Origin of the sequence: Streptomyces roseochromogenus subsp. oscitans DS 12.976, assembly GCF_000497445.1 — a bacterium.
Lineage (GTDB): Bacteria > Actinomycetota > Actinomycetes > Streptomycetales > Streptomycetaceae > Streptomyces > Streptomyces oscitans.
This window is the reverse complement of sequence record NZ_CM002285.1, coordinates 740,299-754,374: the sequence shown is the minus strand read 5'-3', so window position 1 is coordinate 754,374 and position 14,076 is coordinate 740,299. Positions and strand designations below refer to the sequence as shown.

Annotated in this window: 10 protein-coding genes and 3 pseudogenes; 5 read left to right on the top strand and 8 right to left on the bottom strand. The window is 72.2% G+C overall.

Translation table 11 applies throughout. The features are described from left to right. Positions 1-2: 2 nt before the first annotated feature. The 4 genes from mdlC to M878_RS53590 all read right to left on the bottom strand — a co-directional run bounded on the left by mdlC (position 3) and on the right by M878_RS53590 (position 3,775). On the bottom strand, positions 3-1,610 hold the full coding sequence (gene mdlC / locus M878_RS53600) for a benzoylformate decarboxylase (protein WP_023544723.1): 1,608 nt from the start codon (positions 1,608-1,610) through the stop codon (positions 3-5). Beyond that, positions 1,607-2,440, bottom strand: a complete 834-nt coding sequence (locus M878_RS53595) for an ABC transporter permease (RefSeq protein ID WP_023544722.1) — start codon at positions 2,438-2,440, stop codon at positions 1,607-1,609. The genes mdlC and M878_RS53595 overlap by 4 nt, the downstream gene beginning before the upstream one ends. Further along, positions 2,437-2,574 carry a hypothetical protein gene (locus tag M878_RS97270; protein WP_023544721.1) on the bottom strand — a complete coding sequence of 46 codons (138 nt, stop codon included), beginning with the start codon at positions 2,572-2,574 and terminating at the stop codon, positions 2,437-2,439. The genes M878_RS53595 and M878_RS97270 overlap by 4 nt, the downstream gene beginning before the upstream one ends. A gap of 193 nt (positions 2,575-2,767) precedes the next feature. After that, positions 2,768-3,775: a Ppx/GppA family phosphatase gene (locus M878_RS53590; RefSeq protein ID WP_031223951.1), complete on the bottom strand. Its 1,008-nt coding sequence runs from the start codon at positions 3,773-3,775 to the stop codon at positions 2,768-2,770. 201 nt (positions 3,776-3,976) lie between these two features. Here M878_RS53590 and M878_RS53585 point away from each other — a divergent pair, with 201 nt between their 5' ends. The 4 genes from M878_RS53585 to M878_RS53570 all read left to right on the top strand — a co-directional run bounded on the left by M878_RS53585 (position 3,977) and on the right by M878_RS53570 (position 9,395). Next, entirely contained in the window at positions 3,977-5,143 is a 1,167-nt protein-coding gene (locus tag M878_RS53585; protein WP_023544719.1) for an FAD-dependent oxidoreductase, read from the top strand. A 166-nt stretch (positions 5,144-5,309) separates the two neighbouring features. Continuing rightward, positions 5,310-7,112, top strand: a complete 1,803-nt coding sequence (locus M878_RS53580; RefSeq protein ID WP_342452708.1) for an RICIN domain-containing protein — start codon at positions 5,310-5,312, stop codon at positions 7,110-7,112. A gap of 67 nt (positions 7,113-7,179) precedes the next feature. Then, positions 7,180-7,995: an inositol monophosphatase family protein gene (locus tag M878_RS53575; protein WP_023544717.1), complete on the top strand. Its 816-nt coding sequence runs from the start codon at positions 7,180-7,182 to the stop codon at positions 7,993-7,995. Positions 7,996-8,039: 44 nt separating this feature from the next. After that, entirely contained in the window at positions 8,040-9,395 is a 1,356-nt protein-coding gene (locus tag M878_RS53570) for an FAD-binding protein (RefSeq protein WP_023544716.1), read from the top strand. 137 nt (positions 9,396-9,532) lie between these two features. Here M878_RS53570 and M878_RS93550 read toward each other — a convergent pair. The 4 genes and pseudogenes from M878_RS93550 to M878_RS46870 form a co-directional block, all read right to left on the bottom strand. Beyond that, positions 9,533-9,760 (bottom strand): annotated as a pseudogene (locus M878_RS93550) (SAM-dependent methyltransferase); the annotation flags it as partial. Between the two features lie 246 nt (positions 9,761-10,006). After that, positions 10,007-11,188, bottom strand: a complete 1,182-nt coding sequence (locus M878_RS53565) for an acyltransferase family protein (RefSeq protein WP_031223944.1) — start codon at positions 11,186-11,188, stop codon at positions 10,007-10,009. Positions 11,189-11,394: 206 nt separating this feature from the next. Beyond that, complete coding sequence (locus M878_RS53560; protein ID WP_023544714.1) at positions 11,395-11,976, bottom strand: sugar phosphate isomerase/epimerase family protein; 582 nt, start codon at positions 11,974-11,976, stop codon at positions 11,395-11,397. Between the two features lie 211 nt (positions 11,977-12,187). Beyond that, a pseudogene (locus M878_RS46870) lies at positions 12,188-12,984 on the bottom strand (Gfo/Idh/MocA family protein); the annotation flags it as partial. 150 nt (positions 12,985-13,134) lie between these two features. On the opposite strand from M878_RS46870, the pseudogene M878_RS53555 reads away from it, so the two are divergent. Then, positions 13,135-14,024 (top strand): annotated as a pseudogene (locus tag M878_RS53555) (abortive phage infection protein); the annotation flags it as partial. Positions 14,025-14,076: the final 52 nt, after the last annotated feature.

The following is a 14,076-nucleotide window of genomic DNA, read 5'->3' as shown; positions in this document are numbered from 1 at the left end:
CCTCACCCGGCCCAGGGTCCGTACAGGGTGCCCGCGCTGCCGGTGACGCGCAGGTGCAGCAGGAAGGGGCCCGCGTCGTCGCCGCGGCCGAGGGCGTGGTCCAGAGCGGCCGGCAGCTCCCCGGCGTGTTCGGCGCGGGCCGCCGGGCAGCCGAAGGACTCCGCGAGCGCCGCGAAGTCGATCCCGGTGATGTCCGTACCGGGTATGGACGTGATGCCGATCCGGCAGCCCAGCGCGCGGACGGCCGCGTAACCGCCGTTGTCCAGCAGGACGTAGGTGACCGGAGCCGTGTGCCGGGCCGCGCTCCACAGCGCCTGCACCGAGTACAGCGCCGAACCGTCGCCGACCACGCACACCACCCGGCGCCGGTCGGCGAGCGCCCTGCCCACCGCGAGCGGCAGGCCCCAGCCGAGCGCCCCGCTGCCCGTGGTCAGGAAGCCTCCGCTCAGCTGGACGGGCACGCGCGCGTGCAGCGTGTCACGGTGGCTCGGCGCCTCCTCGACGAGGACCCGGTCGTGCGGCAACCGGGCGCGCAGCAGGTCGAAGAACAGCTCCGGCGTGATATGCCCCCGCGCGCGGGCCGGGACGGGAGCCGGCCGGGGCGGCGGCGGATCGCGGTCGGGCTCCTTCAGCAGCCCGGTGAGCCGGGCCAGCGCGGGCCGCAGGGTGGTGACGAGGCTGGTCCCGGTGGGCAGCCAGGCGGCCTGGCCGGGATCGCAGTCCAGGTGGAACAACTCGGTGCCGGGCGCGAGCGGCGGCCCTTCGTCCGCCACGTGATAGGTGAACACCGGTGCGCCGAGGGCGACCACCACGTCGTACGGGGCGAGACGCGCGGCCAGTTGACGGGCGACCGGCGGCAGGAACCCCTGGAACAGCGGGTGGGACTCCGGGAAGCCGGAGCGGCCGGAGAGCGGGCTGATCCACACCCCGGCCCGGATCCGCTCGGCCAGCGCCCGCACCGGCTCCAGCGCGTCCTCGTCGTCCACGCCCGGGCCCACTACCAGCGCCGGGCGCGCACAGTCGGCCAGCCGGCCGGCGAGCGCGGCGAGGGCGTCGGGGTCGGCCGTGAACGCCGAGTGCACCGTGCGGGGCGCGACCGGCTCGGCGGGCCGGTCCCAGTCGTCCTCGGGCACGGACACGAACACAGGGCCGCGCGGATGCGTCATCGCGATCCGGTACGCCTCGGCGAGCGCGGCCGGCACGTCCTCGGCCCGCTCCGGCTGCCGGGCCGACTTCACATACGGGCGCGGGAACACGGCTGGTTCGTCGGCGCCCAGGAACGGCCGCAGCTGGATCAGCGAGCGCGCCTGCTGTCCGGCCACGATCACCAGCGGCACCCGGTCGCGGAAGGCGTTGAACACCGCGCCGAGCGCATGCCCCACCCCGCCGGCCGAGTGGAGGCTGACGAAGGCGGCACTCCGGGTGCCGAGGGCGTGTCCGGCCGCCATGCCGACGGCGACGGATTCCTGCAGGCCCAGCACGTAGGTGAAGTCGTCGGGCCAGTCCCGGAACATCCGCAGTTCCGTGGAGCCCGGATTGCCGAACACCGTGGTCATGCCGGTGTCGCGCAGCAGCCGCATGACCGCGTCCCGCACCGTGGTCGTCGTCATGCCGTCCTCCCAGCGGACGTCCGAGGGCCGGCGAGCCGTTTCTCGACCGCCAGCAGAACGGTGTTGAGGAGATACCCGAGTGCGCCGAGCAGCAGCAGTGCCGACCACACGGTGAGCAGGTCGGAGCGAGTCTGGGCGTCGGTGAGCGTGAAGCCGATACCGTTGTCGCTGCCCGGCAGCAGCTCCGAGAACACCATCAGGATCAGGGACAGCGACAGGCTGAGCCGGAGCCCCGCGAAGATCCGGGGCAGCGCCGAGGGCAGGATCAGGAACCACAGCCGTTCGGGCGCCGTCAGCCGCAGCACGGCCGCCACCTCAAGCCGCAGCGGATCGGTGGCCCGGGCGCCCTCGGCCGAGTTGACCAGCACCGGCCATACGGCGCTGAACGCGATCGACGCCACCTGCATGGGCGTACCGAAGTCGAAGACGACGACGAACACGGGCGCCAGCGCGGGCGGCGGCACGGCGCGCGCGAACTGCAGCACCGGGTTGCACAGCGCGTACGCCGCCCGGGAGCGGCCCATGGCCATCCCCAGAGTGATCCCGGCGACGGCGGCCAGCGCGAACCCGGCCGCCATCCGGCCCAGGCTCGGCAGGAGGGTCTCAACGGCGGCGGAGGTGAGGAACAGATGCCCGACAGGCCCCGAGAACCACAGGTCGCGGGCGTGCCGGGTGATGCGCAGCGGCGGCGGGAAGTAGACGCTGTCCTGCGCACGGGCGGCCAGCTCCCAGCAGACGACGGCGACGAGCAGCACCGACCAGCGCAGGAGGAAGGGAACGGCGGTGGCGCGGGGCGCACCGGGCCGCCCGTCGCCCTGTGTCCCGGTCATGGGCGGCCCCGCTCCGGCTTCCTGGTCTCCGGGCGCGGTTCCCGCGCCCAGGCGAACAACCGCCGCTCCACGCCGACCAGTACGCCGTTGATCACCAGTCCGAGACCGCCCGCCCACACCACCCCGGCCAGCACGTCCCGGGTGCCGTCCGTCGCCGTCTCGGCCTGGGCGATGGGTGAGTGAGGCCGGATGGTGACTGGGGATCGGATCGTGGCCGGTCCACGGTCGGACCGCGCGGCGGCTGATCCCTGACAGCGTCCCCGGCGCCCGTCTCACCGCCGCCGATCCCTGGTGCAACTCCTGCCGTGACTGCGTCACGGCGACAGGTCAGGACAGTGGGCTGGCGATGCGGAGAGGTGCTGTGGGGGTCGGTGGGGTGGAGTCGGCGGGATCTGTGACGTCCGTCCACCAGGCCGCGCCGTCCTCGATGTAGCGCAGTAGCACGCCCTCGCGGATCGCCCATGGACAGACGACGGCCCCGCGCAGCCCCATGAGCTTCAGCGCCGTGTGGCCGACGACCGCTCCGGCCAGGCTCTGCGCGGCGCGCGGCGCGGAGATGCCGGGCAGCAGGGCGCGCTCGGCGGCGGGCAGTGCGGCAAGGGTGCGGACCGCCTCATGCAGCTCCCGGCAGCGCAACTCCCGCTGCACGAACGGGCCGTACCGCCCGGGCGCCGCCCCGCACAGCCGGGCCAGCTGCTGGAAGGTACGGGAGCTGAGCGCGGCGGTGCGGGGTCCTTCCCAGCGGATCCGCGAGGCCACGTCCCGCAGCTCATGGCGGATCCGGCGGCGCAGTTCCTTCAGTTCCCCGGGCCCCGGCGGGTCCTGGACGCCGAGGTACTCCCGGGTGAGCCGGCTCGCGCCGAGCGGCAGGGACGCGGCGAAGTCGGGCAGCCTGCCCCGGCCGAAGGCCACGTCCAGCGAGCCGCCTCCGATGTCGAGCACCGCGAGCGGGCCGGCCTGCCAGCCCAGCCAACGCCGGGCCGCGAGGAAGGTCAGCTCGGCCTCGGTCTCACCCGGCAGGGTGCGCATGGGGACACCGGTCCCGGCAGCCACCCGGCGCAGCACCTCCTGCCGGTTCGGCGCGCCGCGCACCACCGCGGTCGCGAAGGCCAGCGGCCCTGGCGCGTGCCACCTCCGGGCGGTGGCCCCGGCCGCGGCCACCGCCTGCACCAACTGCTCCACCGCCTCGTCGGCGATGGTGCCGTCCGCACCGACGTGTTCGGACAGGCGCAGCTTCCACTTGACGGTGTGCACCGGCAACGGAACACCGTCCTCCACATCCGCGATCACCAACCGAACCGTGTTCGACCCCGCATCCACCACACTCACCCGCATGGCCGGGGACTACCCACTCCACCGATAAAAACCCGTCAGACAGGCGTCACTTCCGCGCACGGCGCGGGCCGGCGCGCCGCTCAGCCCTTCGGGCCACTCGATGTCCGGATCCCGGCCCCGAGCCACCGGTGAGCCCGCCACCTGCCTTTAGATGGTCACCACCACTGTCGGCGCGAGGAGTGGCACTTGAGCGGGACGGATGTGACGAGGGTACTGGTCATCGGTGGCGGGATCGCGGGGACCGCGGTGGCGCTCGGGCTGCGGAAAGCCGGATTCGACGTCGCCGTGTACGAGGCACACCCGGACACGGCCGAGGACATCGGGGCGTTCCTGACCCTGGCGAGCAACGGCATGCGCGCCCTGGCCCAGCTCGACGCGACGGACGCCGTCACGGCCGTCGGTTTTCCGCTGACTTCACTGCGGCTGCTCGACCACGAGGGCACCGAGCTGACGCACACACCGCTCGGCGAGATGGCCGACCCCGCACTGCGCTACCGCTGTCTGCGCCGCGGCGAGCTGAACGCGGCCCTGCAGGGCGAGGCGGACCGGCGCGGCATCCGCCTGCGCCACGGCGCCCGGCTGGTCGCCGTCACGGACGGCCCGCACGGCGTCACCGCCCGGTTCGCCGACGGCAGCGCGGCCCACGCGGACCTCGTCGTCGGCGCCGACGGGCTGAACTCCACCGTGCGCCGCCTCCTCACCCCCGGGGTGCGCCCCTCGTACGCGGGTCAGCGGGTCTTCTACGGCTACTCCGGCACCGCCCCCGGCGCGGACGGCACCGGCGTCATCACCATGGTCCGGGGCAGCGAGACCGCGTTCGGGTACGCGGTGTCGACGGCCGGACAGACGTACTGGTTCGCCCGGGTGACCATGGAACCCCTGCCCGCGAGCCGCTCCGCGCACCGCGCCCCGTGGCGCGAGGAACTGCTGCCGCTGCTCCGCAAGGACTCCACACCCGCCGCGGACATCGTGGCCGCCTCCGAGAGCCCCGTCATGGTCACCAACGCCTGGGAGATGCCGCTCGGCGCGGTGTGGCAGCAGGGCAGGGTCGTGCTCATCGGCGACGCGGCCCACGCGGCCTCCCCGGCGACCGGCCAGGGTGCCTCCATGGCCCTGGAGGACGCCGTGGTCCTCGCCAAGGCGCTGCGCGACCTGCCCGACCCAACGGCCGCGTTCACCGCCTACGAACGGCACCGCCGTCCCCGGACGGAACACAACATCACCGTCAGCGGAGGCATCTCCCGCGGCAGCCGCAACCCGTCCCGCCCGGGCCGCGTCGTGGCCCGTCCCATGGAGCCGGACGCGGCCCTGATCCGCCAACTGGCCTGGGACAGCCCGCTGTCCGCCGCCCCGCCCGAGGAGCCCTGACCGGCGCCCACGAGCGGACGCACGTACGCGTCAGCGCCACATGAGCGGTCGTACGCGCGCGAAAGTGCAAGAGGCGGAGCAGCGGAGTCCATTGCCGGGGAAACCGCCGGAGCCGGATCGTTCCGTGCAACCGGCCCTTCGGCAACAAGGAGCACAGTTGCGACTCTTGAGCAGAGCAGGCGGCGCCGTGGCGGTGTTGTCGACGACTGCCGCCCTGGTCCTGGGCGGCGGCCTCGCGTCCCCGGCGCCGGCCGCGCCGTCCGCCGACGCCAGCTACACCGTGACCGTGGGGACCCCGGTACCCTTCACCCACCCCACGGACACCCCCGCCGGCCCCTACCTCGACCGGGACGGCACCTTCCATTACCAGCAGTCCGCCGCCCTGTACGGCGCCAAGGACCCGCGCACCTGGGACTTCTACACCGGCAAGGACTTCGACACCGCGACCTTCGACAAGACCCTGAGCAAGGCCGTGAACCCGGCCAACCCCGCCGACCGCAACGACGACACCACCTGGCGCTGCAACAACAGCCCCACCGGCCGGGCGGCGACGTACGCACCGAGCGGCTCCGGCTACGCCCAGAAGAACTACTGCGACCTGTCCGGCGTGTGGGTCGACCCCGACACCGGCGACTGGTACGGCCTGGTCCACAACGAGTTCACCCCGCAGCCCTTCGGTGACGGACTGCACTACGACGCCATCGACTACGCCGTCTCCACCGACCGGGGCCGCACCTGGACCATCAAGGACCATGCGATCACATCGCCGTACAGCACCGAGCGGGGCGACACGACGGCCTTCCCGAACCAGACGTACTCCTACGGCGACGGCGACCAGCGCCTCTTCGTCGACACCGCCTCCGGCTACTTCTACGTCTATTACGGCTCCCGGATCATCGACAAGAACGGCGGCTGGAAGGCGTTCTACGAGCACGTCGCCCGCGCCCCGATCTCGGCCAAGATGGCCCCCGGCGCCTGGCGCAAGTGGTACGACGGCGCCTGGTCCCAGCCCGGCACCGGCGGCAAGGAGAGCGACATCGTCCCCGTCGACGCCGGTCACCCCACCGGCTACACTCCCGCCTCCGCCGAGTACGACCCGGCCAACACCGGCACGGCCGCCCAGCAGATCGCGGCCGGCACGATGCCCCCGACCTCGCCGCTCTTCGTCATGAACATCGCCTACGACGCCTATCTCGGGCTGTACATCGGCGAACCGCAGGCCGTCGACCAGAGCGGGAACTCACCGCAGTACCTCTACGCCACCGACGACCTGACGACCCAGAAGTGGCACCTCATCGGGGACACCGGCAGCTACACCAACGCCTCCTGGTACCGCTGGTTCCTCGACAGCTCCAACCGCACCAGCTCCACGATCGTCGGCAAGTCCTTCCGCTCCTACTGCGCCTTCGGCTGCTCGCACGACGCCTCCGGCGAGTACGTCGACCTCACCATCGACACCACCGCACACACGGCTGCGCCGGTGGACACGAGCCGTGCCTACCGCATCGCGAGCGGCGCGGGCCGGATCCTCGCCCAGGCGGCCGGCGGCAGCGCCACGACCTCGCTGGCGCGGCCCACCGGATCGGGCCGCGACGCCTGGGTCTTCACCCCGACCGGCGACGGCGCCTACACCCTCGCCAACGCCGCGAGCGGCCGGCTGCTCGGCGTCGACTCCGGCTCGACGGCGGGCCGCGCCTGGGGCGCCAAGCCCACGGTCACCAGGGCGCCGGCCGGCGGGCCGACCGCCGGACAGCAGTGGTTCGTGATCCCGAACGCCTCCGGAGGCGGCTACCGTCTGGTCAACCGCTACAGCGGACTCGTGCTCGGCCTCTCCGGCACCTCCGGCCGACTCGCCGAGACCACACCGGTGCGCAACTGGACGGATCACAGCGGGAGTTCCGTGGGCGCGGGGCGCTCCGCCGCGGAACAGAGCCTGTCCCTCACCGCAACCGCATACACACACCGCTGACCGCATCGGCGTCAGCCGGGGCCCAACCCCTCCAGCAGCCGGGGAACCTGCGACTATCCTGCCCTCCATGTCGATCATCAACGGGGAATCCGACGCCCGCCTGGCGCTGACCGCGGCCCAGGCGGGCGCCGCCGTGGTCCGTGATCTCTACGGCAGCCGGCTCGCACGCTACGACAAGTCCGCCGGCGACTTCGCGACCGAGGCGGACCTCGCCGCCGAGCGGGCCATCCTGGACGTGCTGCGCGCCGGCCGCCCCGACGACGCCGTGACCGGCGAGGAGAGCGGGCGCTCCGGCGCCGCCGACGCCCACCGCCGCTGGCTCGTCGACCCGCTGTGCGGCACCCTCAACTACGCCGTACGGAACATGCTCGTCGGAGTGAACGTGGCCCTGCGGGAGGGGCCCGACGTCAAGGCCGCCGCGACCGCCGACCCGTTCAGCGGCGAGGTGTTCTGGACCGACGGCGACACGGCATGGGTCCGCGGGGACGGCGCCGACGAGCGCCTCGCGCCCTCGTCCGGGTCCGCCCTGGTGGACGTCAACCTCGACCCGCCGTTCCCCAACGCGCCCGGATTCCACCCGGCCCGCCTGCTCGCCGACCCGGGCTTCGCCGACCGCTTCCGGCCCCGGGTGATCTCCAGCACGCTCGCCGTGGCCTGGGTCGCCGCCGGCCGCCGGGCCGCCTACGTCACCGACGGCGACCTGCGCGACAGCGTGCACTTCGCGGCCGGCATCGCACTGTGCCGGGCAGCCGGCTGCACCGTCACCGGTCTGCAGGGCGAGCCCGTGCTCACCGGCGCGGGCGGGCTCGTCGCGGCGGCCGACGCCCAGACGCACGCCGCCCTGCTGCACCTCATCAAGAAGCAGGCAGCAGAAGGCAGTTGACGGCGATCTCGACGCACACCGGGCCCGTCTGATGTGATTCCGGCATGACGACGGCCCACGACCTCGCCGCCCGCTTCGGCCCGGCCCTGGACACCCGCCCCGAGACCCTCCAGGAGGCCGCACAGGACTTCGGGCACCTCGTGCGGGCCGAGCCGCTCGGCGTGCTGCGCCCGGAGTCCGCCGCCGAGATCAAGGACCTGCTGGAGTTCGCCGGTCCCCGGGGCATCGCGGTGAGCGCGCGCGGCGGCGGACACTCGATGTACGGCCAGGGCCAGTCGGACGGCGGGATCGTCCTGGACCTGCGGGCGCTGAACCGGGTCGGTCCCGTGACGGACGGCCAAGTGACCGTTCAGGCCGGCGCGTTGTGGCGGGACGTGCTGGCCGCCACCCTCCCGCACGGCCGCACCCCGCCGGTCCTCACCGACTACCTCGGCGCGGGCGTCGGCGGCGTCCTGTCCGCGGGCGGACTCGGCGGCGCCGGCCACCGGCACGGCCTGGTCGCGGACCAGGTCCTGGAGCTGGAGGTGGTGACCGGAGCCGGGGAGCACCGGGTCTGCTCACCCGACCGGGACCCCGAGCTGTTCCACTCCGTGCTCGCCGGCCTCGGCCAGTGCGCCGTCATCGTGACCGCCACCCTGCGGCTGGTCCCCGCCCCCGACCGGGTCCGCCGCTACTGCCTGTACTACACCGACCTCACCCGCTACCTCGCCGACCAGCGGCGGCTCGCCGAGGAACAGCGCTTCACGTATCTGGAGGGCCAGGCCCGGCCGGCGGGCGAGCACGGCTGGCAGTACATGATCGAGGCCGTGGCCGCGCACACCGGCCCGTGCCCGCCCGACGACACCGCCCCGCTCGACGGACTCGCGCACGACCGCGCCGCCACGGAGGTCGAGGATCTCGGGTACGGCGAGTTCGCCCAGCGCGTGGACACCGACGAGGAGGTCCTGCGGGCGACGGGGGAGTGGCTGTATCCGCACCCGTGGCTCAACCTGCTGCTCCCGCACGACAGCGCCGAGTCCGTGGTCCGCGCCGTCCTCGCCGAGGCGGCCTTCGCCGACCTGCGCGACACCGGCCTCGTCCTGCTGTACCCGCTGCTCTCCGGCCGGCTGCGCGCACCCCTCTTCCGCTGTCCCCCCGGTCAAGTCCTCCACCTTTTCGCCCTGTTGCGCACGGCCCCGCCGGACAGTCCGGAGCCGGCGGCCGCGATGGTGGCCGCCAACCGCGCCGCCTACGAACTCGCCCGTGCCTACGGCGCCGTCGCCTATCCCGTCAACGCCCTGCCCCTGTCCGATGCCGACTGGCGGGACCACTACGGCAGCCGCTGGCCGGCCCTCGCCGACGCCAAACGGCGCTACGATCCCCATCTCGTCCTGACCCGGGGACACGGCATGCGGTTCTGAAGGTTTTGACTTCCGACGGCTTGCCGCCCGCTCGCCTCACCACTTAAATCAAAACATGAACTAAGCCTCGGGGTCAGCCGCTTGACCCCGCCTTCCGTAGGGAGCCGCCCAGACCTGCGACACGGCCAACGCCGCCCGAAACCGCTTGCGGCGAGGTGCAGCGCGTTACGGCCGGGGCCGCAGCCCAGGTCGAGGGCCCGGCCCGGCGCGATCAGACCGCGGTCCAGGGAGGACACCAGGTTCTCGTCCGGTTTCGCCGCGAAGAACGGCACCGGTCTGTCCCGTTCCGCGTAGAAACCGTCCCACCACCCGACCGCACCCTCCGTCCAGCGGTCGGCCTCCACCGTGCGGATGTTCCGGTCCATCCCGCCCCCCTTTTCCGATGCGCAGAACCTAGGGGTGGGGACGGCGGAACGCCAGGTCGCCGGGCTCGGCCCGAGGGCTTCGGCGGGTGTCTGAGCGGGCGGCGGAGGGGAAGCAGGGCGCCCCCCTCGGCGGGCGCCCGCAAGCCTTCCGGGGCTCATGGTGCCCCGGCACGAGGCCCTCCGCGATAGAGCCGAGGGCATTTTTCGTGCTGCCGGTCAAGGGCTCCGAAAGGCTCGGGAACCGGCTCAGTCCCGTGCCGCGGCCGGTGCCTCGTGAGGGGTACGGTCCGGATCCTGCCGGGGAGCCGGGCGGCGCCGCGGGCGCAGCAGCAGGCGTCTCCCCGGCTGCTCCACCATCTCGTACAGGAGCCAGGACAGCCCGAGCGACACGGCGAACGCGGTCGTCGTGACGGCCACCCCGGCCAGCAGTCCGAAGTGCGGCTTCGTCCCGAGCAGCTGCGTGGCGGCGCGCAGCACCAGCAGATGGATCATGTAGAACGCGAACGACAGTTCACCGAGCCGCACCAGCCGCCGGCGCCGCCACAGCGAGGGCAGCCCCTGCACGTCCGCGACCGCCGCGGCCGGGATCAGCAGCCCGAACCCGGCGATGGTGCACACCGTGGCGGAGTAGCCGGGGGTGACCTGCGGGACGAGGAAGTAGCCGATGACCGCCAGGGCCAGCGACGCCTCCAGGCCGGGCCCGCGCCACCGGCCGAGCAGCACCAGCCGCGCCGTGGCCGCGCCGAGGACGAACTCGGGGAGCCGGGCGGCGGGGAGCGCGTACAGCGTGTAGGTCCACCAGTCGTGGGCGTCCGTCCACGCCAGCACCAGCACCGCCACCACCGACAGACCGGCCAGCAGGGCCGAACCGCGCGCGCCGAGCCGGCGCAGCAGCAGGATCAGCAGCGGGAAGGAGGCATAGAAGAACGCCTCGCAGGCAAGGGACCAACTCACCGGGTTCAGTGTCTGCCACCAGGGATGCCACCAGGAGTGGAGCAGCAGCACATTGGACAGGGCCTGTTTGTGCGACGGCTTCGGCTGGTTCGCCAGCGTGTACGCCATGACCAGCGCCAGGGCCAGGGTGACCAGATGCACCGGGTAGATCCGTGCGATGCGGCGTCTCCAGAAGGCGAGCGCGCGGTCGCGAGGTCGAGCCGACCAGGTCAGGACGAAGCCGGACAGTACGAAGAAGAACGACACTCCGGTGGCACCGGCGCCGAATCCCCAGGAAACGAGGCGGCCACCAGTCCCTCCGAAATAGCCGAAATTGTTCACATGCAGTCCGAACACCAGCAGCGCCGCCATCCATCGCAAACCCGTCAAAGAGGGCAGCGAGGGCATGACGGCGGCTGGGGAATCCCGAGCGGTCGAATCACCGGTACGGGCGGGCGGCGTCGTCCGGAGCGTCCGGGTCGTCGCCGTGGTCATCGAATCACCTGCCGCAGAGGGTTGGCGTGGGGCCTAACGGGGAACCTTGCCCGTTTACCCCAGGCCCATCACAGTCACATGGCAAACATCACACTGCTGCCGAACGACACACCCCGCCATATGCCACGGACGGTCGGACCGGGTGTACCCGTACGAGTGACACTCCGCTCACCGCCCTGAACAACCCGCCCCGGCCCGGGGACGGCCTAGGCGGCCAGTTCCTTCGTGATCCGCTCCAGCATGAACGCCGAGGACTCCCGGGCTCTCTCCTCCCAGGCGAACACACAGGCTGTGGCCACGCCGTCGAACTTCAGCTCCCGCAGACTATCGAAGAACGCCGCCCAGTCCACTTCGCCCTGCCCGATGTCCAGGTGCTGGTGGATACGGGCCGGGGTGCCGGGCGGGCTGAGGATGTACCGCAGCCCGGAAGAACCCTTGTGGTGGAACATGTCCGCGATGTGCACGTGCTGCAGTTTGTCGCCCGCGTAACGCATCATCGCCCGATGTCCGCCGTCGGATCCGCCCCCGACAGGTGCGGGGCGCAGTACAGGGTAGTTCACCCAGGGCCTGTTGACCGCACGGACCAGGTCGACCGCGGGGGTGTTCTCCTCACAGAAGTCGTCGGGGTGCGCCTCCAGGTTCAGCGCGATGCTCTCCCGCTCGAACACGGGCAGCAGTGCCTCCAGCGAGCGCCAGAATGCGGCCTCGCCCTCCGCCGAACGCTCGGGGCGGCCGTTGAACTCCGAGTTCATCAGCGGGCATTCCAGGTCAGCGGTGATCTCGATCATCCGCTTCCATTAGCGGACGGCCGCCTGCCGCTCGGTCTCCTCGGGCGAGGACCACTTGTACAGCGGCAGCACGGAGGAGAGCTGGACCCCGTGGTCGCGCAGGGACTACTTCAGCTCCGCGATCCTCTCGTCGTCGGCGCGCGGATGCAGGAAGAACGGCATGAAGTCGTCGCGCGGGGACAACTCGACGTATTTGTGGCCGAGTTCCGCCCGAGGGGCCGGTCGGCTCGTCGCCCTCCGTGAGGTTCGTGATCCACTCATGGAACTCGGTGTCGAAGGCGTCCGCGAAGCGGCCCGCCCAGTCCGTCAGCACCTCGCTGCTGTGCGCTCCGGCGGTGCGGACGCCGACCGCGGCCGGGTCGGGCAGCCGGACCAGCCCCTCCTCGCCGACCGTCTCGCACTGGATGTCGTAGCCGTACTGGCAGTTGACGAAGACCTCCAGGTCGATGCGGATCCCTTTGGCGGTCTCGAAGAGCATGATCTGCGGGTCCTTCAGGTGCGGGAACCGCTTGCTGGTGGCGCGCGGGGTGACCACCTGCGTGGAGACGATCTCGTCGTACAGCAGCCAGCGCAGCACGTCCACCTCGTGCACCGCCGTGTCCAGGGCAGCCATGTCGGAGGTGTACGACAGCGGAACGGCCGGGTTGCGATGGGCGCAGTGCACGATCAGCGGCTCGCCGATCCGGCCGGAGTCGATGACCTGCTTCAGCTGCCGGTAGCCGGCGTCGTAGCGCCGCATGAAGCCGACCTGCACCAGGCGGCGGCCGTGCGCCTGCCCCGCCTCGACGATCTTCAGACCGTTCGCGACGGTGGTGGCGAGGGGCTTCTCGCAGAACACCGGCTTCCCTGCGGCTACCGCGGCCGGCACATGCTCGGCGTGGGTCCGGCCCCAGGACGTCACGAGGACGGCGTCCACGTCGTCCGCCGCGACCACGGCGGAGCACCCGGGCGCCGGATGTGCTCCTGGCCGATCCAGCCGGCGCCGATGACTCCTACACGTACGGCCACGGTCAGTCCTTACAAAGGGTTCGAATGGTTCGAAGGGTTCGAATGGTTCAGGAGAAGCGCGCCCGGAGTTCGGCTTCGAGGGTTTCGAGGTGCGGCCCTTGGACTCGGGGACGTAGCGCTTGACGAAGGTGCTCGGGGCGGATTCGTGACGCGCGGGGCGGGCTGCGCCGGCACGGGGTCGTGTACACCGTGGGTACGGGGGAAACGCCGGGCAAGGCCTTCAGCGCGGCCCGGATGCGCAAGGACATCCTGGAACACCTCGCCGAGACCGGCCGGTTCGCGGAGCGGCTGCGCAGGCACGGCGCTGCCGTGGATCTCAGCGTGGGCTGCGGGTTCTGGCTCTTCGTGCCCGGCATCGTCCCGGGAGCCGACGTCCTCGAACGCGTCCGGAACCTGCTCGACGGCAGGGTCGACCCCGTCGCGATGCAGCGCCGCCAGGACCGCTTCACGGCGAAGGCGGCGGCGGTCGGCCGGTCCGTCTTCCACGGCCGGCTCAGCTACGCCGCGGCCCAGGACGACGAGGTCGACTGGCGCCTCTTCGACATCGTCGGCATCGACCACTACTCGTACCTCCCCCACAAGGCCGACTGCGTACGGGAGTTGAGCCGCCATCTGCGGTGGGGCAAGCCGCTGGCCGTCACCGAGTTCGGCACCTGCGCGTACGTCGGGGCGCCCGAGACCGCGGGGATGGGCTGGGACATCGTCGACCACGACAAGGCGCCCCCGGAGATCAAGGGCGATCCGGTGCGCAGCGAGCGCACCCAGGCGACGTATCTCATGCAACTCCTCGACGCCTTCTCCTCGATGGACCTGTACGCGGCGATGGCCTTCCAGTTCGTGACCCCCGACGCCCCGAACCGCCCGGGCGGCCCGCGCCACGACCTCGACATGGCGAGCTACGCCCTCACCAAGACCATCAAGGACCGCCCGACGACCCCGCCTCCGGCTGGCACTGGGAACCGAAGGAGGCCTTCCACGCCCTGTCCCACCGCTACCGCCACCGGTCCGCCCGAAGCGGCCACCGCCACGCCGCCCACTGACCCGGCCACGGCCTTCCCCGCTACTACCACCGGGCCACGGTGATCCCGGCTC